This window comes from Pseudoalteromonas sp. B131b (genome assembly GCF_037162545.1).
Classification (GTDB): Bacteria; Pseudomonadota; Gammaproteobacteria; order Enterobacterales; family Alteromonadaceae; genus Pseudoalteromonas; species Pseudoalteromonas fuliginea.
In genome coordinates, this window is the sequence record NZ_JARLUZ010000001.1 from 2,258,941 (window position 1) to 2,285,720 (window position 26,780).

Consider the following 26,780-nt stretch of genomic DNA (forward strand, 5'->3'; position numbering starts at 1 on the left):
CTTAAAAATTATTCTGCTGCTGCAGCGTCGTCTTCAACTGGAGCTGCTTTGTTTGCTTTGATAGTCAGGATAGACTGATCATGGCCTTCGCCTTTACCTAAATCTACAGAGCTAACGCCTTTAGGGAAAGTAAGGTCAGAAATATGAACAGAATCGCCAACAACAAACTTAGAAACATCTACTTCAATGAATTCTGGAAGTGCTTTTGGAAGACACGTAATTTCAACTTCAGTTAACTGGTGAACAACAGTTGCGCCAGCTTTAGTTACAATCTCTTCACCGATGAAGTGTAGAGGAACTTTAGTTTGAAACTTATGAGTAGCATCTACACGTTGGAAATCAAGGTGAGTAAGCTTAGGCTTGAATGGGTGACGTTGGATATCTTTTAAGATTACTTCAACAGCTTCGCCATCTACGTTAAGCGTAAGGATATGCGTGTAAAAGCCTTCGTCTTCTTGTGCTTTGATCATATCTTTATGAGCAAAAGTAAGTGATAAAGCTTCTTTATCAGCTCCGTAAAGGATTGCTGGAACTTTGTCTTCGCGACGTAGGCGGCGGCTCGCACCAGTACCAGTTTCTACGCGAAGTTCAGCGTTATAAGTGTAAGTTTTGTTAGACATGATGTCTCCAATAATTAAATGTGTAGGGCCTTTGCGACCAAGGACCCCAGCCAAAAGGCGCGCTATCATACCACCACACGATTTTAAAATATACATCGCTTACAAAAAAAGCGCCTAAAGGCGCTTTTATATTCAGAAATGTTTGATTTTAGTGCTCGAACATCGCTGAAATAGATTCCTCGTTACTAATACGACGAATAGTTTCCGCTAACATATCTGCAAGCGTTAATACCTTAATTTTATCAAGGGCTTTAAGTTCCTCAGATAATGGAATTGAGTCAGTTACAATAACTTCATCAATTACTGAGTCACGTAAATTTTCTGCTGCTTTACCTGAAAGAATCGGGTGGGTAGCATAAGCAAATACACGCTTTGCACCATGTTCTTTAAGTGCTTCAGCTGCTTTACACAAGGTACCACCGGTATCAATCATATCATCGACGATAATACAATCACGGCCTTCAACGTCACCAATAATATGCATTACTTGAGAAACGTTTGCTTGTGGGCGGCGTTTATCAATAATAGCTAAATCAGTATCATTTAGTAATTTTGCAATAGCGCGAGCTCGTACAACACCACCGATATCTGGAGATACAATCACAACATCATCAAAATGACGCTCTTTCATATCTTCAAGTAATACAGGGCTGCCGAATACGTTATCCACTGGTACATCAAAGAAGCCTTGGATTTGCTCTGCGTGTAAATCAACCGTAAGAACACGGTCAACACCAACGCTTGATAAGAAATCTGCAACAACTTTAGCAGTAATTGGTACACGGGCAGAACGTACACGACGATCTTGACGGGCATAACCAAAATAAGGAATGACGGCAGTAATACGACCTGCAGATGCACGACGTAGTGCATCAACCATAACGATAAGTTCCATAAGGTTATCGTTTGTAGGGGCACAGGTTGATTGCAATATAAAAACATCCGAGCCACGAACATTTTCATTTATTTGAACACTGATCTCACCGTCGCTAAAACGGCCAACAACAGCATCGCCTAATTCAATATATAAACGTTTTGCAACTTTTTGAGCTAACTCAGGTGTTGCGTTACCAGCGAAGAGCTTCATGTCAGGCACGGTTGGGTTCCTCAGGCACTGAAATTTTGGACTAACGGGCAATGATAAATACCACTGCGAGTTAACTTATTATTACTTGTACGTTACTTCATTGATCGAATATGGCGGCTAACTCCGTATGAGCAGGGGAGATATTAACGCTTGAGGCGATAAATCCCTGCCAAGTATGGGGGAGATTAGCAAGTACATCTTGTGCTTGAACCTGACTCGCAAATTCTACAAAACAACATGAACCTGTTCCGGTCATCTTCGACGGAGCGTATTTTAGCAACCACTGGAGGGTCTTTTCAACCTCGGGACAGAGCTTTTTAACTAAAGGCTCACAATCGTTGGTCAAAGTATGGTGTTTCCAATCGCCTAAAATTTTTGGTGTATCGCGTTTTAAATCCGGATGCGTAAATATTGTAGCTGTACTTACATGTTGATTTGGGTGTACGACGCAGTACCATTTTTGCTCAAGTTCTACTTGGTGTAATTCTTCGCCAATCCCATGTGCTATGGCGCTTTGACCTCGAACAAATACAGGAACATCAGCCCCTAGTTGTAACCCTAAACGTGCTAATTCATCTAAACTACGCTCAATTTTCCAGAGTTTATTTAAGGCCAATAACGTGGTCGCAGCATCAGACGAACCACCGCCAACACCGCCACCCATTGGTAAACGTTTTATTAAATTTATTTTTACACCCAGTCGTGTTTTACTCTGAGTTTTTAATAATAAAGCAGCTTTATAGATTAGATTATCGGTTAATGGTATGCCTTTAGTATCACCTGTTATAAAAATGTCGGGTGTATCTATCAGCTCAAAAGTCAGTTCGTCACCAAAATTTAAAAAAGTAAATAACGTTTCTAACTCATGATAGCCATCTTCACGGCGACCATTAATGTGTAAAAATAAGTTGAGTTTTGCCGGAGCAATAAGTGTAAAAGACGTCGTGTTATTCATATTTAATTAAATTGCCAATCGTAGAGTTGAATTTTGATTTTAATTTTTTGGTGTTTTAATGTTATTTTTGTTGGCAGCCAATATCCTGCACTTTGTATATAGCTGGCATACTCTATTTGCCACTTTTTACCTATGTCATCGAACCACAGTACTTGTGTGGCACGACCAAGTTCATCGACTTTTAAACTTTGCGCGTCAATTGTGCCTTTTAACCAATTTTCAGCATTATTAACAGGGAGAGTAAAACCAGTTAAACGCTTAAGAAGTTGTGCGGCATTTGTGTCGTAATACTTATCGCCATCAAATTCTAGTTCTGCGCCTTCGCTTGTTTGTTTGAGTTGCAAAATACGCGTACCAATAAATGAGGTAAGCACTAAATTGTTATTGTTTTTGGTTTGTTGCCAATTTAAATTTGCAGATCGGCGCTCATCTGGGCTTATAAAAGCCAATTTACCTTTTACATGCCAAGTTTTTTGATCTGCTAGGTGAGCTTTCCAATTGTCATAAAGTATTGTTTTAGATGTTATTTGTTGGGCGCAACCGCCTAAAAATAAAAAAACATGAGTAAAATAAAATATTGTCGAATCAAATGTTGTTCCTTACTTTCCATATTCCGCTGATTTTTGATAAAATTGCCGCCTTTGAAGTAGGGCTCAGCAATATTTGGCACATATGACCATAATAGCACTCGGTATTAATCACAAAACCGCTTCCGTAGAATTACGTGAGAAAGTGGCTTTTTCGCCTGAGCAAATTTCAGAGGCGTTGCAACAATTAAGTGGCCACGCCGACTTTAATGAAGCTGTAATTGTTTCTACCTGTAATCGAACTGAAGTCTATTGTAGCCTTGCTCAGCAAAATTCCCAAACACTGTTGAGTTGGCTTGCCAGTTTCCATGGTTTGGATGAACTTGAACTGATTAAGAATATATATTGCTATGAAAATAACGAGGCAATAAAGCACTTAATGCGTGTTGCTTGCGGGTTAGACTCTTTAGTTTTGGGTGAACCGCAAATTTTAGGGCAAATTAAGCAAGCCTACAATAGCGCCAAAACGCATGATGCTGTAGGTGTTACATTTGATCGGTTGTTTCAAAAAACATTTTCGGTTGCTAAAGAAGTTCGTACAGAAACCAACATTGGTGCAAGCGCTGTTTCAGTGGCGTTTGCCGCCGTTAACTTGGCAAAACATATTTATGGCAAACTCGACAAAACCAATGTTTTATTAATTGGTGCAGGCGAAACAATTGAACTGGTAGCTAAACACTTATACCAAAATGAGCCGCAAAATATCACCGTTGCCAATAGAACAATTGAACGAGCGCGTAGCTTAGCTGATGAAGTGTCTGCGGATGTTATTGCATTAGCGCAACTGCCTGAACGTTTATATAAAGCGGATATCGTGATTAGTTCTACCGCCAGTACATTACCAATTATTGGTAAAGGGGTTGTTGAGCAAGCGCTTAAACAGCGACGCCATAAACCTATGCTATTTATTGATATTGCGGTTCCGCGCGATATAGAAAGCCAGGTAGGAGAACTTGATGCGGCCTATTTATATTCCGTTGATGACTTACAAACCATTGTAAGCGAGAATATGGCGGCACGAGAACAAGCGGCTGAACAAGCACAAATAATTATTACTGAACGCACCAAAGAATTTGCAATGTGGATGCGCTCACTCGATTCGGTAGATTTAATTCGCCATTATCGAAATGATGTACAAACAATAAAGTCGGAATTAGTAGAAAGAGCCGTTAGTCAGCTTTCTAGTGGTAAAGACGCAGAAAAAGTAATTTTAGAGTTGGCCAATAAATTAACCAATCGCTTAATGCACGCGCCTACCCGTGCAATACAAGATGCAGCGAAAAAAGGTGAAGTGGCGCAGCTAAACCAGTTGAAAAAAATGTTAGGTATTGATCAGGAATAACCGTTAAATGAAAGAGTCTGTTTATAATAAATTAGAAACCTTAGTAGAGCGTTACGAAGAAGTACAAGCGCTGCTAAGCGACCCGTCGGTCATTAGTGATCAAAATCGTTTTCGTGGGCTTTCAAAAGAATACTCCGAGCTTGAAGAGATTGTAAAAACGTTTTTAACTTATAAAGAAACGCAAGACAATTTAGCCAGTGCAGAAGAGATGCTTAAAGATTCTGACCCTGAAATGCGTGAAATGGCGCAAGAAGAATATAAAGAAGCTAAAGCACAAATTTTGGTAATTGAGGATCAAATTCAAGTATTAATGTTGCCAAAAGATCCGCGAGATAACAATAATGTGTTTGTTGAAGTACGCGCTGGAACAGGCGGTGATGAAGCGGCTATTTTTGCTGGCGATTTATTCCGTATGTACAGCCGCTATGCAGAAACTAAAAAATGGAAAGTAGAAGTTGTGAGCACCAATGAAGGTGAGCACGGTGGTTACAAAGAAGTGATTGCGAATATCAGTGGCGAAGGCGTCTACGGTCAATTAAAGTTTGAATCAGGTGTACACCGTGTACAACGTGTGCCAGAAACTGAATCACAAGGGCGAGTGCATACCTCTGCGTGTACTGTTGCGGTAATGGCGGAAGTACCAGAGGCCGAAGCGATACAAATTAATACCGCAGATTTAAAAGTTGATACATTTCGTGCATCAGGCGCAGGTGGTCAGCACGTTAACAAAACCGATTCTGCTATTCGACTTACACATATACCTACCGGTGTTGTGGTTGAGTGTCAGGATCAGCGTTCGCAGCATAAAAACCGCGCTAAAGCGATGTCAGTACTTGCAGCACGTTTGCAACAAGCTGAAGATGAAAAGCGCCATGCGGCAGAAGCATCTGAACGTCGTGACTTAGTTGGTAGTGGCGATCGTTCTGAACGTATCCGTACTTATAACTACCCGCAAGGTCGTATTACCGATCACCGCATTAACTTAACACTTTATCGTTTAAACGAAGTGGTAGCGGGTGATTTAAGCTGCGTTATTGACCCATTAATGCAAGAGTATCAAGCTGACTTATTAGCGGCTATGGGCGACGAGTAATCGTGAGCCAAACTCTTGAACAAGCAATTGCTGCAGGCGCTAATTTATTAGCACCTAGCAGCGAAAGTGCTAAATTAGACGCACAAGTTTTACTTCTACATATTCTTCAAAAACCTCGCAGTTACCTTTTTACTTGGCCAGAGCATGAACTTAACGCTAAGCAACAACAGCAATTTAATACATTTTGCCAACGACGTTTAAACGGTGAACCTGTTGCACATATTACAGGGCAACGTGAGTTTTGGAGTTTATCGCTTGAAGTTAACGCAACAACCTTAATACCTCGCCCTGATACTGAAACATTAGTAGAACAAGCACTTGAAGTGGCTGTTCCTGCTACAGCTAAAGTACTTGATTTAGGCACGGGTACTGGTGCAATTGCGTTGGCACTGGGTAGTGAAATGCCTGATTGGCAAATTATTGCAGTAGATAGAGTAAGCGATGCCGTTGCACTTGCTACACGTAACCAGCAGCGATTGGCAATTAATAATGTGCACGTTAAACAAAGCAACTGGTTTAGTGAGTTGCACGGTGAAAAGTTTAATCTAATAGTCACAAACCCACCTTACATCGAAAGCAACGATATACATTTAAATCAGGGCGATGTGCGTTTTGAGCCTTTATCGGCATTAGTGGCTGATGATTGCGGAATGTCTGATATTAAACAAATAATTACACAATCACGTGACTATTTGCTATCTAATGGCTATCTTTTAATAGAACACGGTTTTGAGCAAGGTGAAGCTGTTCGTCATTTCTTTGAAAAAATGGCGTTTGTTAATATTAAAACAGTGAAAGACCTTGGTAATAATGACCGTGTAACGCTCGCACAGTGGCCTTAAATAGTAAAAATTGTCTACTTGTGTATTAAAAAATGCTGCGAGGAAATTTTAGCTATGATGGATGATTTCTTATTTTCAGATGAGCCTCAAGAGCCTGTTAGTAAAATAGAACAGGGCACCTGGAAAGTATTAATCGTTGACGACGAACCTGAGGTTCATGCTGTAACAAAATTGGCATTAAGCGATTTTGATTTTCAAAATAAACGATTGGAGTTTGTAAGTGCATACTCTGGTGCAGAAGCGAAAAAGTTAATAGACGAGCATTCTGATGCCGCCATAGTTTTGCTTGATGTAGTAATGGAAACGGATGATGCGGGTTTGCAAGTCGCTAAATACATTCGTGAAACAGCTAAAAACAATCATATTCGAATTATTTTACGAACGGGTCAACCGGGTCAAGCACCTGAAAGACAAGTTATTGTTGATTATGATATTAATGATTATAAATCGAAAACGGAATTAACGGCGCAAAAACTATTCACTGTTATTATGTCTAGTCTTCGTTCATATCGCGATATTATTTCTATTGAACAATCACGCGAAGGGCTAGAGAAAATAATAAAAGCCTCAAGGGATATATTTTCGGCTCATTCAATAGATAGTTTCACTGAGGGCGTAATGCAGCAACTTACCTCGTTATTAGGTATTGCAGATCAAGCAATGTACGCCACTACATTAGTTGCTCAAAATCCAGAAGAAAACAATAACAAAAAGCTTATTGTTCGTTCAGGTACAGGGGACTTTGAACAAAGTGAAGGAAAAGAGTTAGAGCTGGTTCTTAAAAGTGAACAACTTGCAGCGTGTCAACAAGCATTAAGTGACAAAACAATCGTATATAAAGATAATTACCTATTTGCTTACTGCAGTAGTCAATATAATCATAACTCAATGTTATTTATATCAGGTATCCCAAAATTATTAACGGATACGCAACGTCATTTAATTGAGATTTTTTCGCAAAATGTGCAATTAGCATTTGAAAATGTGCAGTTACAATCAGAAATAGAAGCAACTCAGCAGGAATTAGTTTATAGATTGAGTGAAGCGGTAGAGCAGCGCTCAAGTGAAACAGGTAATCATGTTAAGCGTGTGGCTAATATTTGTCATATATTGGCTGAGGGTTATGGCTTATCTAAGCGAGAAGCCGATTTAGTTCGATTAGCATCGCCTTTGCATGATGTTGGAAAAGTAGGTATACCGGATGCTATTTTAAATAAACCAGGAAAGCTCGACGGCCAAGAGTGGGAAGTGATGAAAACCCACACAGATAAAGGTTATAGCATTTTAAAAGATTCACCGAGGGAAATTGTTAGTGCTGGTGCAATTATAGCAAAAGAACACCATGAAAAATGGGATGGCTCTGGCTATCCGAATGGATTGAAAGGTGAAGAAATAAATGTATTTGGCCGAATAGTCTCTCTTGCTGACGTTTATGATGCACTTCGCCATAAACGCTGTTATAAAGAGCCTTGGTCACTGCAACGAGTGGTTGATGAAATCAATTCACAAAAAGGATCGCATTTTGAGCCTAAACTTGTTGAAGTGCTTAACGATAAGCTTAATGAAATAGAAATAGTATTAACTCGTTTTCCAGATTAATATCAAAAATATAGAAGTACAGGGGCATATGGATTATTTAGCAGTAAAGCACTCACACATGGCAATTGCTATGCTCAGTGTTATTTTATTTTATGTTCGCTCTTTTTCGCGAATTGGTAGTGGCAAAATAGCTAAGAATAAGTTGGTACTTATTGGTAGTCATAGCATAGATACACTACTGTTGGTTTCTGCTCTTACACTTGTTTTTATGGCTAAAATTAACCCTTTTGAGCAGCTATGGTTGTTAGAAAAGATAATTTTAGTTGTTGTGTATATTGCGATAGGGGTTAAAAGTTCAAAGCAAACTAACACCCTTGCTAAAATTATTTACATTGTAATTAATACCGTTGTTGTTTTAGCGATAGGTTATTTAGCGACGTCTAAATCAGCTTTGTTGTTCTAATAAAGTAAACCTTAATAATTTGAGCTTTACGGTATTGTCTGTAAAGCTCGTTCTTCCACCTCGCTGCAAATATTCAAAAACATCACTATATTGGTATATAGCTTTAAAGTTAGGTAAACTACGCCTTCGTTTTCTAAAATGTTGCAGTATTGATGACCACCCTCGGGTTTGATGAACACGATGAATCTTATGTTGATGATGCTTTTGATGAATTTACCCCTGTGGCAATTTATCGTTGTATTAAAGCTGAGTCTAAATGGGATCCTCAATTAGATTTAACAGCAAGTTTTGACATTCTCACCGACTTTGAGCAACAAATAAATGTTTTGTGCTTAAAAGTCAGCGACGATCACGATCGCTTAGAAAAATTATTAGATACTTTTTATAGTACCTGGCTATTTAGTGCCTCAAGCTTAAAAGTGCCTGAGCATAAACTAAATAGTTTAAGTTATACCTTAACCATGCGTAGTGGCTCCCCAACTACATTAGCTATTTTACTGTGCCACTTTTTACAACACGCTAAACTCGATGCTAGCATGAGCTTAAACCAAGGCGATATTGGTGTGCATGTCGCTATTAGCGATGAGGAAGGCTACATAATTGAACCAAGTAGCGGTCAACAAAGTTGGTATATTATCCCTGAAAATGCGGATGAGGATGATGGGCAAGAACAGGAACCACTAGAACTTATTTTTGATGATGAAGTATATAAATTGTTCTTAGCTCAACAAAAATGGTCTTTTATTAGCGAAAATAAATTTGGCCATGCTTTAACGTGTGTAGAAATGTTGATGGAATTAATTGGCGACGACCCGTATGAAAGACGCGACAGAGGCTACTTATTAAATCAACTCGATTGTCCTAAAATGGCACGAGATGATTTACAATTTTTTGTCGATGAATGTCCTGACGATCCTGCTATTGAGATTATTCAACATCAGATAGAAGAATTAGAAGATAATAATAAAACTCACCATTAAGAATAGGAAAAATTATGGTTGAAACTCAAAGTGCATTAATAACCAATGATGCCGTTGTACTTGGTTTACTTGCTGTTATTTTGGGGTTTATATTTAAAACCTCAAACAGTGAACGCCCAGCACTAAAAAGATTTTATAAATACGTACCGGCCTTGTTACTTTGTTACTTTTTACCGTCACTACTGAATACATTTGGTATAGTTGATGGCAATAAGTCCAATGTTTATTACGTAGCTTCGCGCTACTTACTGCCAGCTTGTTTAATACTTCTTACCATTAGTATTGATTTAAGAGCCATACTTAATTTAGGCCCTAAAGCACTTATTATGTTTTTAGTAGGTACCTTGGGTATTGTTATTGGTGGACCTTTGGCTATTTTAGTCGTCAGTGCTGTTGATCCTAGTATTGTTGGTGGCCATGGTCCTGATGCGGTATGGCGCGGTATGACAACTGTTGCGGGTAGCTGGATTGGTGGCGGTGCGAATCAAGCTTCGATGAAAGAGATGTTTGAAGTTGGCGGCGATATATTTTCGGTGATGGTTACTGTTGATGTAATAGTCGCTAATATTTGGATGGCTGTTTTATTGTTAATGGCAGCAAATCATAAGAAAATTGATGCGGCAACAGGTGCCGATACTAGCGCAATTGAAGATTTAAAACGCCGAGTAGAAACATATCACGCAGAACATGCTCGCATGCCTACTCTTAACGACTACATGACATTACTTGCTATTGCATTTGGTATTACTGGTTTAGCACATTTTTGTGCTGATTTTTTAGGTCCTTATTTTGGCACTACTTATGAGTGGGCAAAAGAGTACAGCCTAAACAGCAAATTCTTTTGGTTGATTGTCATATCGACTACGATTGGTATTAGTTTATCTTTTACTAAAGTGAGACAAATAGAGGCGTTTGGTGCTTCAAAAGTGGCCTCTAGCTTTTTATATATTTTAGTTGCATCGATTGGTTTGCATATGAATGTAACCGCCATTTTTGATAATCCCGGCTTATTTTTAGTGGGTGCTATTTGGATGCTTGTACATGCAAGTTTAATGTTGCTAGTTGCTAAACTAATTAAAGCACCGTTATTTTATATGGCAGTGGGCTCGCAGGCTAATGTGGGCGGTGCAGCGTCTGCACCTGTTGTAGCATCAGCGTTTCATCCGTCATTAGCGCCTGTTGGTGTTCTGTTAGCTGTACTGGGCTATGGTGTGGGTACGTATATGGCTTATATTTGTGGATTAATGATGCAAGCAGTTGCACCGTAAGGAATTTAAATGAAAGACCAAATTATTAAAATTAATGAAATTGAACTAGCAAACAACAAACCGTTTGTATTGTTTGGTGGTATTAACGTATTAGAATCTCGCGATTTAGCTATGCGTGTTGCAGAGCATTACGTAGAAGTAACCACTAAATTAAATATTCCTTATGTATTTAAAGCGTCATTTGATAAAGCTAATCGATCTTCAATCAATTCGTACCGTGGTCCAGGTATGGAAGAAGGTTTAAAAATATTTGAAGAGATTAAAAAAACGTTCAATATTCCGCTTATTACCGATGTACATGAACCACATCAAGCGGCCCCTGTTGCTGAAGTTGTCGATGTTATTCAGTTACCTGCATTTCTAGCACGTCAAACTGATTTAGTGGTTGCTATGGCAAAAACAGGCGCGATCATTAACGTGAAAAAACCACAGTTTTTAGCACCACACGAAATGCGTCACATCATTACTAAATTTAATGAAGCGGGTAATAACAACGTAGCACTTTGTGAACGAGGCTCTAGCTTTGGGTATAATAATCTAGTGGTTGATATGCTTGGCATGGATGACATGAAAGCAATGGCTCCTGTGATTTTTGATGCAACACATGCGCTACAACGTCCAGGCGGTCGTACAGATTCGGCTGATGGTCGTCGTGCACAAGCAGCTGAGCTTGCTCGAAGTGGTATGGCATTGGGTATTGCTGGTTTATTTATAGAAGCGCACCCAAATCCTAACGAAGCGAAATGTGATGGCCCTTGCGCGCTAGCACTTAGCAAGTTAGAAGGTTACTTATCGCAAATGAAAGCGGTAGACGATTTAATTAAAAGCTTTGAACCGCTTGATACAAGTGCAAATGACTTATAATTAAAAGCTTAACAATTAAGTGAAATGTTAGAAAAGCGACTTAGGTCGCTTTTTTTACACCTTAAATATACTCTTTCTCAGCATAGGTATATAATTCACCGCATAAGAAAAACTAATTCTAAGCTTGGTCATCATGTCAAGACGAGTACCTCCATTAAACGCATTAAAAGCTTTTGAAGCCGCTGCGCGCCATTTAAGTTTTACAAAAGCTGCGGAAGAGCTTTATGTAACTCAAGCGGCTGTCAGTCATCAAATAAAAACACTTGAAGAACATTTAGGTTTGAAATTGTTTTTACGTAAAAATCGTTCGTTATTATTAACCGAAGAAGGGCAAGGCTACTTCCTCGATATTAAAGAGATTTTTACGCAACTAATTGATGCAACCGAAAAACTATTAGCGCGTGGTGCTAAGGGCTCATTAACAGTTAGCTTAACACCAAGTTTTGCAATTCAATGGCTTGTACCTCGTTTAAGCTTATTTAATGAGTTACATCCTGAGATTGACGTGCGGATCAAAGCGCAAGACCAAGACGAAAACTCATTAACAGATGATGTTGATGTGGCTATTTATTACGGGCGAGGTCATTGGAGTGGTGTGCAAGCTTATAAATTACATACCGAGTATTTAGTCCCTTTATGTAGCCCGATGTTGTTAAGTGGGATAAAACCGCTTGACCAACCAAGCGATTTAGTACATCACACTTTACTACATGACACTACCCGTAAAAACTGGAAAACATGGATGAAAACGGCTGGTGTGCGCAATATTCAAGTTAACCAAGGTCCTATATTTAGTCATTCGTCGATGGTGCTGCAAGCAGCAGTGCATGGCCAAGGTGTGGCAATTGGTAACAGCGTGCTGGCAAAGCCTGACATTGACGCTGGTCGCTTAGTGATCCCATTTAATCACAGTCTTGAAAGTAAAAACGCCTATTATTTAGTCCTTAGAGAATCACAAACAGAGCTAGGTAAAATAGTATCCTTTAAAGAGTGGATGTTGAGCTTAGTAGAGCAAGAGCAAGAGTATTAATATGATTGAGTGGGTTAAAAGTAGTCAGCAGCCAGCAATAGCGCAATTTATATTTGCCCATGGAGCTGGTGCCGGTAGTGATTCAGACTTTATGCAGCATGTGGCAAAACTAATCAGTGAACAGGGTGTTGATGTTGGCCTATTTGATTTTGAGTATATGCAAATAGCCAAACAAACGAATAAGCGTAGGCCTCCTGAGCGAGCACCTAAATTACTTAGTTATTACGAGCAAATACTTAACCATACACAGCCAAACATTCCGCTATTTATTGGCGGGAAATCAATGGGCGGACGAATGGCATCCATGCTTGCTTGTACGACAGAACAACCTGTTTTAGGTGTTCTTGCTTTTGGCTATCCGTTTCATCCACCATGCAAACCTGAAAAGCTGCGTACCGATCACTTCGCAGATATAGTCTGCCCTTTTTTAGTATTACAAGGTGAGCGAGATACGTTTGGTACTCGCCAAGAGCTTGCAACAATGGTTATGCCGAAACAGCCACAATACATATGGCTTACAGATGGGGACCACTCACTTAAACCTCGTAAAAAAAGTGGTATGACTGAGCTACAAAATAGAGAAACAGCTGCTTTGGAGGCTGTTGAATTTATTAAAAACTGTGTGGATTTAAATTTAGAGGGTAATTAATGATTAAAGTATTTTTAATGATGGGCAGTATTTTTTGTATGCTTTCGGTCATGTTAGGTGCATTTGCAGCACATGGTTTAAAAAGCCGTTTAACAGAGTATTCGCTTGGGGTTTTTAAAACTGCTGCTGAATATCAAATGGTGCATGGACTTGCGCTTATTGCGGTTGCTATTTTAATTAAATGGGGCATAAATCTGAGCTGGGCTGGTGGTTTTTTTATAACAGGCACACTACTTTTTAGTGGCAGTTTATATTTACTCGCATTAACTGGTATGAAGTGGCTGGGGCCAATAACACCAATTGGTGGGCTGTGCTTTATTATTGGTTGGGTAGTTATTTTAGTGCAAGTTGCACGATTTAAGTTTTAAAGAGTTTAAGGGTTTATATGTCTAGTGTTGTGATTTACTGTCGTAGTGGGTTTGAAAACGATGCCGCTGCTGAAATAACGTTTCACGCTGCAGAGCAAGGCTTTGCGGGTTATGTAAAAGCAAAGCCAAATACGGGTTACGTTGTTTATGAATGTTTTGAAGCGCATCACAGCGACGAAATAATCAAAAAAGTTGATTTTAAAAATATGGTGTTTGCACGCCAATGGTTTGCCGGTACATTACTTGAAAACATGCCTGTGGAAGATCGCGTTGGCGCGGTAGTTGAAGCTGCAAAAGAGTTTACATTGTGCTCAGAGCTACGTGTAGAAACCCCTGACACAAATGAAGGAAAAGAGCTTTTAACGTTTTGTAAAAAAATCTCAACACCACTTAAAAAAGCCCTCGAAAAACAAAATACAGTATTGCGCGAACCCAAAGCAAACCGTCCTGTAATGCATGTCATGTTTTTAACAAACAACACAGCTTATGTAGGTTACTCATATAGTTTTAATAATTCTCCATTTTTTATGGGTATTTTACGTCTTCGCATGCCAAGCGATGCACCGAGTCGATCAACATTAAAGCTTGATGAAGCGTTTAATGTATTTATTCCTGAACAACAGCGCGAATCTCGTGTTGCAGCAGGTATGCGCAGTGTCGATTTAGGCGCTTGCCCTGGGGGCTGGACATATCAGCTTGTTCGCCGTGGTATGTTTGTAAGTGCAATTGACAATGGTCCGATGAATGATGATTTGATGGAAACAGGCCAGGTTAAACATTTTAGAGCTGACGGTTTTAAATATCGCCCTGAAAAAAGAAATGTTACCTGGTTAGTATGTGATATGGTGGAAAAACCCACTAAAGTGACGACCTTAATGATTGATTGGGCTGTGAGTGCCTACGCTAAAGAGTTTATATTTAACTTAAAACTTCCAATGAAAAAACGTTTTGACAGTGTCTACGAATGCCTTTCGATGATTAGAAAAGAGCTAGATAAACAAGGTATTAACTACGAGTTGCAAGCTAAGCATTTGTATCATGATCGTGAGGAAATAACCGTTCATTTAAACGTTACTAAGGTGCCACAAAATCTATACAGCTAAGTTTTATTAGTAATAAAAAATGGGTCTGATGACCCATTTTTTGTATATTTAACTTCGATATTTGGGCCTGTAATTATCAACCCATAAACGCGTAGCCCCACACACAGCGACAGGCATTACTATTAAGTTTATAAATGGTATTGCTGTTAATAGCATAACGGCAAAGCCAAACCCATACGATAGACCTTGTTTACTTTTTAAATCGTCTTTCATCTGTTTAAACCCAATTTTATGGTTATCGAACGCATAGTCTTCGTATTGCACTGCGAACATCCAACATGTAAATAGGACCCATAATATTTGACCAATGACGGGGAGTATCCAAAGCAGTATAAAAAACCTATAGCGCGAGGAAGGTAATAGCATAACTTTGTCCACTCGCGGGCTAGCATACGAGGTATGTCTTTTACTAATTCAGCAAAGCCATCATCGTTAATCTTTTGGCCTGTTAAATAAAGTTCTACTTTTTCGCTTAACAAAGCGTTGAAGGGGGCTGCGATAAAATTAGTGATCACTGTAAAGAGCATACTGTAGCTAAATAAAACCATTAATATAGCAATTGGCCACATTAGCCATTCAAGCCAACTTAACCATTGTGGCAACATATCATTGATGTAGCTAAAACTGTCACTTAGCCAACCGAATAAGAAAAATAGCGAGCTACCAAAAAGTAAAATATTAATTAATAATGGAATAAAAACAAAACGTTTTAACCCCTTTTGAGTAATTAATTTAAAACCTGAAAAAAATATTCCATACCTTGTACTATCTGCACAGTAACCTCAATAAATGTTTACCACTGTAGCTAGTATAAATAGCTGAATTTTTTGAACAGCGTTTTTAGGTAACAAAGTGTTTAAATACTAGGCTTGTTTATCTTTCGAGGTTAAGTTTTCAGCAGTGTGTTTGGTATTTAGGCAAAGCAGAGCCTATGTAGTGTGGTTATTTTCCATAAATAGGCGATAACGTAGAATAAATGCCAAGCATGCGCTGCCCGCGGAAGCTTGGCTCGGTTTTTACTTATTCTTACATGGATGTAAGCCAGTAGAGTAATACAGGAGCAGTTACCGAGCCCACTAGGTTACAAACCTCACGCCGCGATTAAATAGCCCATAGATTGAATGAATTTTAATTATGAAAGGTCAACAGGCACTAATAATGCTATAAAGTGGCTTAACTTAATGGTGATTTATCTATGGCAGGGAATTAAGTTACTTTTTTATAGAGAGCTTAGACTGATTCTGTTCAGCTCCCTAACGCATGCAGTTTTAGTGACATTATTTTAAAAGCGAGTAATTATAGATGGCTAAGATCTTTGTGATTGGGTTGCCCAGAACTGGCACTACTAGCATAAGTGTTGCGCTACTAGAAATGGGCTTTTCGGTGGCGCATACCGCTTTTACAAAGCAAGCATTTGAAATGTCTGATGCAATATCTGACGCACCTTGCTTTAGTGACTACATGCATTTAGACGAGTTATTCCCAAATGCTAAATTTATATACTTAAGTCGAGAGCTAAATAAATGGGTGCCTTCAATTACTATGTTGCTCGAAAAAATGGCGCCTCATTTAGATTTAAATACAGGTAAGTTTAATCCTATTTTAAAGCGTAGTTTTCATCGTACGTTCTCTAATGTATTACCCTTATCATCGACAGCGTTAGCTGGTTGTTACTTAAAGCATGAACAAGCTGTTTTTTCGTATTTCAAAAATAGTGACAATTTTTTAGCAATAGATATTAGTGAACCTGATAGTTTGTTAAAACTAAAACAGTTTTTAGGCGTGGAGATACAAGGAAATACCTGTTTCCCTAAATTAAATATAGGACGTCAAGTCGCCAACTGGAAAGAATATAAACACCCAAATAAAATTAACTCTAATTTAGCTGGAAAAGAACATAGAAAATACTTTGACTATTCGCTGCCCCCATTAAAGTGAATACGAAATATGACTTTTCTGTTATTAAAATTCTTTGCATCGACCAAATTAAATAAAATGATTGAGCTGGTAGCATGTGCTATTTTTAGAGGCCTACACTGAATTTAGCAAGTAATTGCATTTAATCATGAGGGCATTCTTTATTCGCGTAAATTACTGGGTTTATTTAAACGTTTAAATAAGTAGAACGAGGTTGTTCATTTTTTACAATTCGGTATAGTTTGCCAACACATATTTTTAATATAAATTGAGATGTTCTATGCAGTTAGTTGATTTAAAACCGAATGATCAGGATGTGATTAATGTTTTTTCTGATATCGACCGACTGATAAACTCTCTATATCCAGTTGCCACTGCACAGTCTCTTACGTTAAATGAACTAAATGAGCCAAGTGTGTATGCGATTGGTTTAAAGAATGATGATGGTATTATTGCGTGTGGCGCTATTGTAAAGCAGTTTGATAAAATGCCCTATGGTGAAATTAGACGGCTTTATGTAAGCCCTAGTTATCGTGGTAAAGGTTTATCTAGGCGTATTATGCAGATACTTTTACATCACGCAGGTGAGGAGAAAATCCCACTGATCAGGCTAGAAACAGGGCCAAAGCAAATTCAATCGATTAAGCTATATGAAAATCTTGGTTTCAAACGATGTGCTAGTTTTGGGCCTTACCTCGAGAATCCACAAAGTGTATTTATGGAGTTAGGCCTAAGCCAGTAACAAAGCGCATAAAGGTTAACAGCTTCACTCTAAGTGACCACACTAAATTATTTAAGTAGCTATTAATTATAGTTTTTTATAGTGTATAAATTAAACTATAATGAATTGCTACTTTCAAATATACCCAAAGTTCATTAGTACTATTATATATTGTCTGTTAAATATCATTTCAAAAATTCCCTCTTAAAATTAACAAAAGCAGAATACTGTTTTTGTTGGCTATAATCGTATAAAATCTGTCATTTACTATGCTCCTTAAAATACTTCAAACCATAACGTTTAAATAGCGAGACTTTCTTATCCTTTCTAAAAATGACACTAAACCAATGACAGACACAACAGTAGTAACCCATAACGGTAATTTTCATGCGGATGACGTTTTTAGTATTGCAGTACTTAAACACGTGTTGCCAGCGTTTAAACTGGTACGTACTCGCGATAAAGCGCTTATAGAAAATGCCGACTTTGTAATTGATGTAGGTGGCGAATACGACCCTGAAACGAACCGCTTTGATCATCACCAGCGTGGTGGTGCAGGCGAGCGAGAAAATGGCATTCCTTTTTCGTCGTTTGGTTTAATATGGAAAAAATACGGCTTAGCGTTGTGTGATGATAACCAAGCCGTGGCTGATAGAGTGGATTCAGGCTTAGTTTCAACTATTGACGCCATCGATTGTGGTCATGTTGAAGGGGTATCAAAAGGGATAAGCTTGAGCCAAACAATCTCAATGTTTAACCCTACGTGGGAAGAAGAAAGTAACTTTGATACTTGTTTTGACGAAGCCGTTGAATTTGCAGCTCGCATGCTTATTCGTTTTATCGCTTCAGCTCACGGAAGTGTAAATGCAAAAGAGATTGTCGCCAAAGCAATTGAAAATGCGGAAGATGCCAGAGTAATCGTACTTGAAAAATACACACCGTGGAAAAAAACGGTGCATATTTTATCAAGCGATGCGCTATACATGGTTTACCCATCGCATTCTGGACAATGGATATTACAAACAGTACCCGTTGAGCCTGGCTCGTTTGAAGATAGAAAACCGCTTCCTAAAGCATGGTCAGGTTTATCTGATCAAGCGTTTGTAGATGAAACCGGTATTGACGACGCTGTGTTCTGTCACAATGGTTTATTTATAGCGGGCACTAAGTCGTTTGAAAGCACAATGAAACTTGCCACTATGGCGCTTAGCGAATAACAACTCAGATTCATAACGAATACTAAGCATAACAATTTATATAGATTGTTATGCTTGTTATCTTAGCGCGGAGCATTATGTTTGAATTAAAAACAATCGCACTTTTTACTATTACAGCCTTAGCAGAAATAGTGGGTTGTTATTTGCCCTACCTTTGGCTTAAGCAAGATAAAAGTATTTTACTTTTAATTCCTGCGGCTTTAAGTTTGGCACTATTTGCATGGTTGCTCTCTTTACATCCTACTGCAGCCGGGCGTGTGTATGCAGCTTATGGCGGCGTATATATTTGTGTTGCGCTATTATGGTTATGGGTTGTTGATGGCGTAAAGCTTACTATGTGGGATATTATTGGTGGTTTAGTAGCACTGCTAGGTATGGCTATAATTATGTTCGCACCAAAAAGTGCATAGCTGGCTCATACTCAATAAATAAAAAGCGCCTATTTATAGGGGAAACACATATAGGCCCTGCCTTGGCTAAAAACCAAATGGACAGCTGCAATTTCTACCTCCAAAGATAAACACACCCTAGTGTTGTTTAAAGTCCTACCTCGATTATTTTCAAACTGCCAATAAAATATAACAACTTCAATACGACAGGTAGTACCTAACGCTACATATGCGCCAAGCTACTATTGAAGCTGGTGGATGTTATGCTGAGCGTTTTAGAAGTGCAAATTATATTTAATTTAAAAATACATGGGTATTACTTGGTCACAACACGTTGGCTAAACTGTAAGTAATTTGAGGCGTTGAGAACACCTTGCTCTAATCCATCAAAAGTAAATTTTATAAACAAAGTAACTCAAGATTAATTTTAGTGAATGAGCTAACTCATTTTTGCTAATAAAATTTATAATGAGTCATTTAAAAACGCCATTTTTTACAACTTTTCTTATCTTTAATAATCATCAAAGTCCTATTTTATATGCGCTAGCGAGCAATACGTGATTGGTTGTTTTATCAACATTAAAAATCACTCGTTACGAGTAAAAATACTTGTTGGACTTGAATCTCTATTTTTCTTTTAATGCGCGGCACTAGCCGAGCCGGCATTAATTAAATAAAAGAGAAAGATAAATGAAAGAGACAACATCACTAGAACAAGCTCGTACGAGCTACAATGTTCGTCATTGGAGCCAAGGTTTTTTTGGTATTAATGATCAAGGTGATGTGTATGTTGCGCCCAAGGCTCATGCACCAGAGCAAACTATTGCATTAACAGATATCGCAAAGCAACTACAAGATAAAGGTTTAAGCTTACCTGCTTTAGTTCGTTTTCCGCAAATTTTACACCATCGTGTACACAGCTTATGCGGCGCATTTAATACTGCGATTGAAAACTATGGTTACCCTAAAGACTACCTATTAGTTTACCCAATAAAAGTAAACCAACAACGTGAAGTGGTTGAAGAAATAGTAGCAAGCCAAGCACAAGTAGAAAAAAAGCAACTTGGTTTAGAAGCAGGCAGCAAGCCTGAACTACTTACAGTATTAGCATTGGCTGAAAAAACCAGCGCCGTTATTGTATGTAATGGCTACAAAGATAAAGAATACGTACGTTTAGCACTTATTGGCGAAAAGCTAGGTCATAAAGTGTATATCGTACTTGAAAAGCTTTCTGAGCTAGACATGGTACTTAGCCAAGCAAAAGAGCTTAACGTAAAACCACGCATTGGTATTCGTGTACGTTTAGCATCGCAAGGTAAAGGTAAATGGCAAGCGAGTGGCGGCGAAAAATCAAAATTTGGTTTATCTGCATCGCAAGTTTTGCATGTAGTTAATCGTTTAAAAGACGCAAACCAGCTTGATTTACTTCAGCTAGTACATTTTCACTTAGGCTCACAAATGGCGAACATTCGTGACGTACGTTTAGGTGTAAGCGAAGCGGCGCGTTTTTACTGTGAGCTACGTAAATTAGGCGCAGAAATTGATTGCCTTGATGTAGGTGGCGGTTTGGCTGTTGATTATGACGGCACACGTAGCCAGTCGCATAACTCTATGAATTACAGCTTAGCTGAATATGCAAATAACATTGTGTACACCATTGGTGATACATGTAAGCAATATGAGCAACCAATGCCGACTATTATTTCAGAGTCGGGTCGTGCGCTTACAGCGCATCATGCTGTGCTTATTTCTAATGTTATTGGTACTGAAAGTTACACGCCAGAAGAGTTAGTAGCGCCAGCGGCAGATGCACCACTTTTATTAAAAAACATGTGGGCATCGTTTGTACAATTAACTGATTTAACGGATGACCGTGCATTAATTGAAATTTATCACGACAGCCAAGGTGATTTAGCTGAAGCGCATAACCAATTTGCACTAGGTTTACTTGATTTATCACAACGTGCATGGGCTGAGCAAATTAATATTCGTATTTGTTACGAACTCAACAAGCACATGGATAATAAAAACCGTTTTCATCGTCCTATTATTGACGAGTTAAACGTACGTTTAGCCGATAAGTTTTTTGTAAACTTCTCGTTGTTTCAATCGCTTCCAGACGCATGGGGCATTGATCAAGTGTTTCCGGTACTGCCATTAAGTGGCTTAACTGAAGCACCAAAAAAACGTGCTGTATTACTTGATATAACCTGTGACTCAGACGGTGCACTTGAGCATTACGTAGATGGACAAGGTATTGAAAGCACATTACCTGTACCAGAGTTTAGTGCTGACAAACCTTATTTAATGGGCTTTTTCTTGGTGGGTGCTTATCAAGAAATTTTAGGTGATATGCATAACTTGTTTGGCGATACGCACAGCGCAATTGTTAATATGGATGAGCAAGGCGTTGCAAGTATTACCGAGATAAACCAGGGTGACACTGTTGCCGATATGATGCGCTATGTACATTTAGATGTTGAAAGTTTTCAGCAATCATACGAGCAGTTAGTAAGCACTAAAATTGAAAAACACGAACAGCAAAGCGTTTTAGACGAGTTGCAAAGCGGCCTTGATGGCTACACTTATTTAGAAGAGTTATAAGCAATGTCAACTTTGTTTGGTCACGCAGATCACTCATTGTACTCAAATGGGATGACGTTTTTACGTCGTCCTATGGTGCAAAACATTAATGCAATTGATGCAGACGTAGTGGTTTTAGGCTTACCATTTGATTTAGCGACCTCGGGCCGCCCTGGTGCGCGCTTAGGCCCTGATGCAATTCGTCGTGCATCGGTTCATTTAGCATGGGAAGACACTAAATACCCGTGGACTTTCCCGTTGTTTGAGCGCTTAAAAGTGGCAGACGCAGGGGACTTTACTTACCCTGTCGGGGATCCTGAGTATTTTACTGCGCAACTAGAAATGGCTGCTGATCAAATACTTCGCCAAGGTAAAACACTATTAGGTTTAGGGGGCGATCACTTTGTAACGCTTCCGCTATTACGTGCTCATGCAAAAATACATGGCAAAATGGCGTTAGTGCATTTTGATGCGCACACCGATACTTATAGCAATGGCTCGCGATTTGATCACGGCACTATGTTTTATCATGCACCAATGGAAGGGCTGATTGATGTTGAGCACAGTATACAAATAGGTATTCGTACCGACTTTGATCAAAGTAAACATGAGTTTGCTGTGATTGATGCAATGCAAGCCAACGATTTACATGCTAATGATATTGCAGCGCAAATACTTGAGCGAGTAGGAGACCTACCTGTTTACTTAACGTTTGATATAGATTGTTTAGACCCTGCGTTTGCGCCTGGTACAGGCACTCCTGTGTGTGGTGGTTTAACGTCAGATAAAGTACTTAAAGTACTGCGTGCGCTAAAAGGCATAAACATGGTAGGTATGGATGTGGTAGAAGTATCACCTTCGTACGACCAAAGCGAGCTTACCGCAATTGCCGCAGCAACCATTGCGAGCGAATTACTGCATTTGTGGACGCATAAAAATAAGTACTAATTCTATAATTTAAGTACTACAAAAAAGGGTATGCATTTGCATACCCTTTTCTATTTAGATATATCGATTATTCAACTGCTTAATTTCTTTTAACCAAATAACGCTTAGCCCAATAAGAGGCAGGTTAGTAGTAACAGGATTAAATGCTTCAATAAGTAATTGTGGCTGCATTACAACTACAGTAAGTAAAAGCCCCATAAGCGCCAATATATTTAAAGCTACTAGGTGCTTATGTTTATAAAACACAAATAAACACAAGCCAAATATAATTTCGCCGACTCCCGCTGAACGTGTAATTAAATCAGACACTTCGGCTGAAAAACCAGCACTGCCAGTCATTAATTTTTCAAGTGGTGCTACGTGATAAAGCTTTGGGAAAAAGCCATGATATATCCAACTTAAACTCACTATGTAGCGAGCAAGTTGAATATAACCGCGATTATTTCCTAGCATTGTCAATACGCTCTTGTGCACTTGGGTGGCTAGATAAGTACTCTAAAAAGTCATTTACTTTTTCGAGGTGCTCGTTTTCGCTGGTATGGCTTTCTTGTAGGGCCTCTATTGCATCAGCAAAGTCATTACTCGAATACCCAAGCGACTCTAATTGAATGAGTGCAAAGGTATCTGCCTCGCGTTCCATATCTCGTGAAAACCCTTGCTGAGCAAACGATGCACCTGTACCTAACGCTACTTCGGCAACCCCCTCTAAATCACCAAATACAACCGCTAACACAATAGTACTTGCGGCAGATTGTGCTGTAATGCGTACGCTATGCTGGTGGACTACATGGCCCATTTCGTGTAGCAATACCGCTTTTAGTGCATTGGGTTTATCGGCAAGTAAATTTGCTAAATCATCGGTGACCACGATACGGCCATGGGGTAGTGCAAACGCGTTAGCACCAAAGCTGTCTGATTTATAAAACGATAATCTATAAACCGATTGATCAAGCGATAACGCATTAAGCATACTTGTAAAATGTGCTTGTACTTTAGCTTGCTGCTCTGCGGGCAGCTCACTTGGGTCAAGCGCAATCTTTTTAATTAGTGTAAAGCTTTGCTCCCCCATTTGTTCTACAACATTACGTGGCAGGGTATCAACACTGTAAACAGCAATGGCGGGTACGGCTTTATAAAGTACTAACCACATAAAAAGTGGTGTAAATATGACTGCGGCTAAAATTGCCCATTTACTTTTTTCAAGGCGTTCCATTACGTGATGGTTATTTGCTTTAAATGGCCATCTGTAATTTACATCTTGAGGAATAAAACGACTGCCATCTTCAAAGTTTAGTTCGTCGGCAAGTCCTGCCATTCCCGAACTTAATTTTAGACTTGAGATTGCGTGGCGAGCTATAACGTGTTCATCGTTAATAACGTCAATGTGTGTGTCGCTAATAGTTGCAACACACACTTGATAGTTACTCGATGCGATGGGGAAAAAATGTCCCTTTACATGCATAGTGAGCTCTTAAGTTAGAGAAAGGTCAATATCAAATACGTTTGCAGCTTCTTCAGCAAATGATGATTGCTGTTCTTGCGCGGTATCGATTAGGTTTAATGCACCAGGATAAATAGTGACGTTAGTTACATCAGCGAGTATTTTTGATGTACGTACTTTTGTCCATGGGTATGCTAGGCCTAGCGAAAATACGATAGCCAACATATTAGTTAATAGTAAAACAGCGAAAGGAATTGGTTTTAGCTCTGATTTAAATGTGGCAACGCCTTCAAAATGGCTGTTATCAAAAATGTGATTTCTAATAGCGGCGTGCCATACAGCAGAAACAATGGCAATCATTAGTACATAGGCAATCATCATAAAGATAGGAAGCATAACCATAGCAGCGGAGTTTTCTAAATTTTGTTGATTTTCAACATCTACTAAGTTGAGGCCAAATAACCCTAAAATTCCCATAAAGAGCACCATGGTGATAGAGCTCACTACAAAACAAATAAGCGCTGTTAGGTAATAGGTTTCGCCTTTTAGGTTTACAGTAAGTGGTTTGTCACCGTAACTAATATTGCTATGGATATAGCTATCAATACGTTTTATAACATAAGGCATTAATAAATAAAGTGTAAATATGCTGGCGATAGGCAAAAGTATAAAGTTAATAAAGGCTTCGCCGTAATTGCCTTTAAAAGCAAAACGAACATTACGATGGCGCGTCATACGCAGATTAAAACGTAAACCTTGGTTAATAATCCATGGCATTAAAAAGATAAAACCAAGAGCAATAAACAGGCCTAAAATAGGCATAAAGCTAATAGAAAATGTATAAATAAAAAATACAACAACCGCTAAAATCCGACCTTTTAAAATTTGTATTGGTGTTGCTAGGTAGTCAAAGCTATGACCATCTATACGAGTGTGGCCGTAAAAATAGCGATGCGTACGTACTTTAGCCCACGCTGAATATATGCCAAGCGTAATAACGCTAAGTAATATATTTACAATCCAAATTCCAAAAACTCACCGCCTTTACCACTAAATTGCACTTTTCCGCTAAAAATTGGTTCAGCAGGCTCATTTATTGGTGGGCTTGTTTCAGAGAGGGTAGGGTGTATTGATTCCATTAAAATTATGTCCATATTTTTTTGTTAATTTACCTATTTTTAGCGCAATATTCAATATTTATAATTATTTAAGTTCCCTATAAGTAGCTGCAAATAAACGTTTTTTAGGTATTTAGTTAAGTTAATCCACTACTTTTTATAAATAAATCTCGTTGATTTGCCTATTTAGCTAGCAACTAAGGTATTTAGCTTTTTAATATGCGATTTAGCTACTATACATAGTTAATGCTGCTTAAATGTAATGGCATTAATTATGTATTAAGCACACCTACGTACAATAAACGCAATTGATTTATATGCCAAAATAATAGACTGTAATAGTAGTGGGGATGTAAATTTATTTAGGTTTTACAGCTTTTATCACCGCTTTAAATAACATTAGGATATTTATTATGTTTCAAGCAGTCGTGTTAGGGGGATTAGAATTTAGTCCGCTGATTGTTTACTTCCCAATTGCATTTATTTTAACGGCGTTGACTCGTTTTGTTTTGCATCAATTAGATTGGCACGATCGTATTTGGAAAGTGGCTTGGTTTGAGGTGTCACTATTTGTTTGTTACTTGGCACTGGCCGTCTATTTATACCAATTTGCTTAATTAAGTGAGCTATTTTGAGGTAAGAAAACCGTGTCGATAACAAGGCAAAAATTTCGTTACTTAGTTGTTCTATATCAGAAATTTTTAACACAGTTAGCGTCTGGTTTAAGCCCTCAAATTGCTCAAGTATTATTGCGGATTGGTATTACTAAGTGGAAGATAAATTGAATGATTAAATATCTGCGTATTACTTTTACTATCTTGGTTGTTATAGCTGCGGTTTTTGCTGGGCGTTGGGTATGGACTGACTACATGCATACTCCTTGGACGCGTGATGGGCGTATTCGAGCCGATATTGTCACGGTTGCTCCAGACGTGTCGGGCTGGGTAACTGTTTTAAATATTAAAGATGGTCAAAACGTACAAAAAGGCGAAGTACTTTTTAATGTTGATAAAAAACGTTATCAAGCAGCGCTTGATAAAAGTAAAGCAAACACAGAAAACGCATTGTATACATGGGAACTCGCCAAGCACAAATACGAAAGACGTGTTGAGCTAAACACTCAACAGGCAATTAGTGAAGAAACCCTAGAATCAACTCGTATTAATACTAAAATTGCTGAAGCAAATTATAACCTAGCTAAAACAGAGCAAACAATTGCGCAGTTAAATGTTGATAGAACTAAAATTGTTGCGCCTGCATCAGGGCAAATAATTAATCTGAATTTACGCCAAGGTAACTATGTAGCTCAAGGCACACCTGTGTTTGCTATTGTTCAGTCAGATTCATTTTATGTAACGGGTTACTTTGAAGAGAGTAAAATACCGCTTATTTATCCTGAACAAAAAGCTCAAATAGCCCTTTTAAGTGGTGGTAAGCAATTAACAGGGCATGTAGTGAGTGTAGGTAAAGCAATTGCAAATACGAATACACAAAGTAACGGACAACTTTTACCGCAAGTGCAACAAACATTTAATTGGGTACGTTTATCACAGCGTATACCTGTTGATATTAAGTTAGATTCATTGCCCGAAAATACACAGCTTAGCGCAGGAATGACCGCCACTATACATCTCGCTACGCGCTAAGGGGAATACA

At 38.7% G+C, this 26,780-nt stretch carries 25 protein-coding genes and 3 pseudogenes; 20 read left to right on the top strand and 8 right to left on the bottom strand.

Going from position 1 to position 26,780, the window contains the following annotated elements; genetic code table 11:
- Nucleotides 1-8: 8 nt before the first annotated feature.
- From P4S65_RS10395 to lolB, 4 genes and pseudogenes are all read right to left on the bottom strand, one after another.
- Nucleotides 9-620, bottom strand: a complete 612-nt coding sequence (locus P4S65_RS10395) for a 50S ribosomal protein L25/general stress protein Ctc (RefSeq protein WP_033029113.1) — start codon at nt 618-620, stop codon at nt 9-11.
- Between the two features lie 148 nt (nt 621-768).
- Entirely contained in the window at nt 769-1,716 is a 948-nt protein-coding gene (locus P4S65_RS10400) for a ribose-phosphate pyrophosphokinase (protein WP_007378121.1), read from the bottom strand.
- A gap of 88 nt (nt 1,717-1,804) precedes the next feature.
- A complete protein-coding gene (gene ispE / locus P4S65_RS10405; protein ID WP_096792760.1) occupies nt 1,805-2,662 on the bottom strand; it encodes a 4-(cytidine 5'-diphospho)-2-C-methyl-D-erythritol kinase in 858 nt (285 codons plus the stop codon).
- Between the two features lie 2 nt (nt 2,663-2,664).
- Nucleotides 2,665-3,251: pseudogene (lolB, locus tag P4S65_RS10410) on the bottom strand (lipoprotein insertase outer membrane protein LolB).
- Between the two features lie 83 nt (nt 3,252-3,334).
- On the opposite strand from lolB, the gene hemA reads away from it, so the two are divergent.
- The 12 genes from hemA to rlmM all read left to right on the top strand — a co-directional run bounded on the left by hemA (nt 3,335) and on the right by rlmM (nt 14,790).
- Nucleotides 3,335-4,591: a glutamyl-tRNA reductase gene (hemA, locus tag P4S65_RS10415; RefSeq protein ID WP_007378118.1), complete on the top strand. Its 1,257-nt coding sequence runs from the start codon at nt 3,335-3,337 to the stop codon at nt 4,589-4,591.
- A gap of 7 nt (nt 4,592-4,598) precedes the next feature.
- The gene (prfA, locus tag P4S65_RS10420) at nt 4,599-5,684 is read left to right on the top strand and encodes a peptide chain release factor 1 (RefSeq protein ID WP_007378117.1); all 1,086 of its coding nucleotides are present in this window, start codon (nt 4,599-4,601) and stop codon (nt 5,682-5,684) included.
- A gap of 2 nt (nt 5,685-5,686) precedes the next feature.
- Nucleotides 5,687-6,526, top strand: coding sequence for a peptide chain release factor N(5)-glutamine methyltransferase (gene prmC, locus P4S65_RS10425; RefSeq protein ID WP_033029070.1), 840 nt, complete (start codon nt 5,687-5,689; stop codon nt 6,524-6,526).
- 54 nt (nt 6,527-6,580) lie between these two features.
- Nucleotides 6,581-8,125: a DUF3369 domain-containing protein gene (locus tag P4S65_RS10430; protein ID WP_008138270.1), complete on the top strand. Its 1,545-nt coding sequence runs from the start codon at nt 6,581-6,583 to the stop codon at nt 8,123-8,125.
- A 28-nt stretch (nt 8,126-8,153) separates the two neighbouring features.
- A complete protein-coding gene (locus P4S65_RS10435) occupies nt 8,154-8,528 on the top strand; it encodes a SirB2 family protein (protein ID WP_007378114.1) in 375 nt (124 codons plus the stop codon).
- A gap of 152 nt (nt 8,529-8,680) precedes the next feature.
- A complete protein-coding gene (locus P4S65_RS10440) occupies nt 8,681-9,508 on the top strand; it encodes a tetratricopeptide repeat protein (RefSeq protein WP_337120115.1) in 828 nt (275 codons plus the stop codon).
- Between the two features lie 14 nt (nt 9,509-9,522).
- Nucleotides 9,523-10,776, top strand: coding sequence for a DUF819 family protein (locus P4S65_RS10445; protein ID WP_007378112.1), 1,254 nt, complete (start codon nt 9,523-9,525; stop codon nt 10,774-10,776).
- A 9-nt stretch (nt 10,777-10,785) separates the two neighbouring features.
- Complete coding sequence (gene kdsA / locus P4S65_RS10450; RefSeq protein ID WP_008138268.1) at nt 10,786-11,640, top strand: 3-deoxy-8-phosphooctulonate synthase; 855 nt, start codon at nt 10,786-10,788, stop codon at nt 11,638-11,640.
- Nucleotides 11,641-11,773: 133 nt separating this feature from the next.
- Nucleotides 11,774-12,670 (top strand): transcriptional regulator GcvA, encoded by an 897-nt coding sequence (locus tag P4S65_RS10455; RefSeq protein ID WP_007378110.1) that lies wholly within the window; start codon nt 11,774-11,776, stop codon nt 12,668-12,670.
- Between the two features lies 1 nt (nt 12,671).
- Nucleotides 12,672-13,319, top strand: coding sequence for an alpha/beta family hydrolase (locus tag P4S65_RS10460; RefSeq protein ID WP_096792762.1), 648 nt, complete (start codon nt 12,672-12,674; stop codon nt 13,317-13,319).
- Complete coding sequence (locus P4S65_RS10465; protein WP_033029060.1) at nt 13,319-13,687, top strand: DUF423 domain-containing protein; 369 nt, start codon at nt 13,319-13,321, stop codon at nt 13,685-13,687. The genes P4S65_RS10460 and P4S65_RS10465 overlap by 1 nt, the downstream gene beginning before the upstream one ends.
- A 17-nt stretch (nt 13,688-13,704) precedes the next feature.
- Entirely contained in the window at nt 13,705-14,790 is a 1,086-nt protein-coding gene (rlmM, locus tag P4S65_RS10470; RefSeq protein ID WP_007378107.1) for a 23S rRNA (cytidine(2498)-2'-O)-methyltransferase RlmM, read from the top strand.
- Nucleotides 14,791-14,838: 48 nt separating this feature from the next.
- Here the strand turns inward: rlmM and cysZ are convergent.
- A pseudogene (gene cysZ / locus P4S65_RS10475) lies at nt 14,839-15,542 on the bottom strand (sulfate transporter CysZ).
- A gap of 550 nt (nt 15,543-16,092) precedes the next feature.
- On the opposite strand from cysZ, the gene P4S65_RS10480 reads away from it, so the two are divergent.
- The 6 genes from P4S65_RS10480 (at nt 16,093) to speB (ending at nt 22,565) form a co-directional block, all read left to right on the top strand.
- Complete coding sequence (locus tag P4S65_RS10480) at nt 16,093-16,728, top strand: sulfotransferase (protein ID WP_337120116.1); 636 nt, start codon at nt 16,093-16,095, stop codon at nt 16,726-16,728.
- Nucleotides 16,729-16,987: 259 nt separating this feature from the next.
- The gene (locus P4S65_RS10485) at nt 16,988-17,449 is read left to right on the top strand and encodes a GNAT family N-acetyltransferase (RefSeq protein WP_337120117.1); all 462 of its coding nucleotides are present in this window, start codon (nt 16,988-16,990) and stop codon (nt 17,447-17,449) included.
- A gap of 326 nt (nt 17,450-17,775) precedes the next feature.
- A complete protein-coding gene (locus tag P4S65_RS10490) occupies nt 17,776-18,645 on the top strand; it encodes an MYG1 family protein (RefSeq protein WP_337120118.1) in 870 nt (289 codons plus the stop codon).
- 77 nt (nt 18,646-18,722) lie between these two features.
- Nucleotides 18,723-19,055: a YnfA family protein gene (locus P4S65_RS10495; protein WP_007378102.1), complete on the top strand. Its 333-nt coding sequence runs from the start codon at nt 18,723-18,725 to the stop codon at nt 19,053-19,055.
- A 669-nt stretch (nt 19,056-19,724) separates the two neighbouring features.
- Nucleotides 19,725-21,638, top strand: a complete 1,914-nt coding sequence (speA, locus tag P4S65_RS10500) for a biosynthetic arginine decarboxylase (RefSeq protein ID WP_024593856.1) — start codon at nt 19,725-19,727, stop codon at nt 21,636-21,638.
- Nucleotides 21,639-21,641: 3 nt separating this feature from the next.
- Nucleotides 21,642-22,565, top strand: coding sequence for an agmatinase (gene speB, locus P4S65_RS10505; RefSeq protein WP_024597470.1), 924 nt, complete (start codon nt 21,642-21,644; stop codon nt 22,563-22,565).
- A 54-nt stretch (nt 22,566-22,619) separates the two neighbouring features.
- Here speB and P4S65_RS10510 read toward each other — a convergent pair whose 3' ends face one another.
- The 3 genes and pseudogenes from P4S65_RS10510 to P4S65_RS10520 form a co-directional block, all read right to left on the bottom strand.
- Nucleotides 22,620-23,018 carry a DoxX-like family protein gene (locus P4S65_RS10510; protein WP_337120119.1) on the bottom strand — a complete coding sequence of 133 codons (399 nt, stop codon included), beginning with the start codon at nt 23,016-23,018 and terminating at the stop codon, nt 22,620-22,622.
- Nucleotides 23,005-24,027, bottom strand: coding sequence for a M48 family metallopeptidase (locus tag P4S65_RS10515; RefSeq protein WP_337120120.1), 1,023 nt, complete (start codon nt 24,025-24,027; stop codon nt 23,005-23,007). The genes P4S65_RS10510 and P4S65_RS10515 overlap by 14 nt, the downstream gene beginning before the upstream one ends.
- Before the next feature lie 9 nt (nt 24,028-24,036).
- Nucleotides 24,037-25,145, bottom strand: a pseudogene (locus P4S65_RS10520) (YjgN family protein).
- Between the two features lie 392 nt (nt 25,146-25,537).
- Here P4S65_RS10520 and P4S65_RS10525 point away from each other — a divergent pair.
- Nucleotides 25,538-25,741 (top strand): DUF1656 domain-containing protein, encoded by a 204-nt coding sequence (locus tag P4S65_RS10525; protein WP_007378096.1) that lies wholly within the window; start codon nt 25,538-25,540, stop codon nt 25,739-25,741.
- Between the two features lie 168 nt (nt 25,742-25,909).
- Nucleotides 25,910-26,770, top strand: a complete 861-nt coding sequence (locus P4S65_RS10530; protein WP_337120121.1) for an HlyD family secretion protein — start codon at nt 25,910-25,912, stop codon at nt 26,768-26,770.
- The last annotated feature ends 10 nt before the right edge of the window (nt 26,771-26,780 follow it).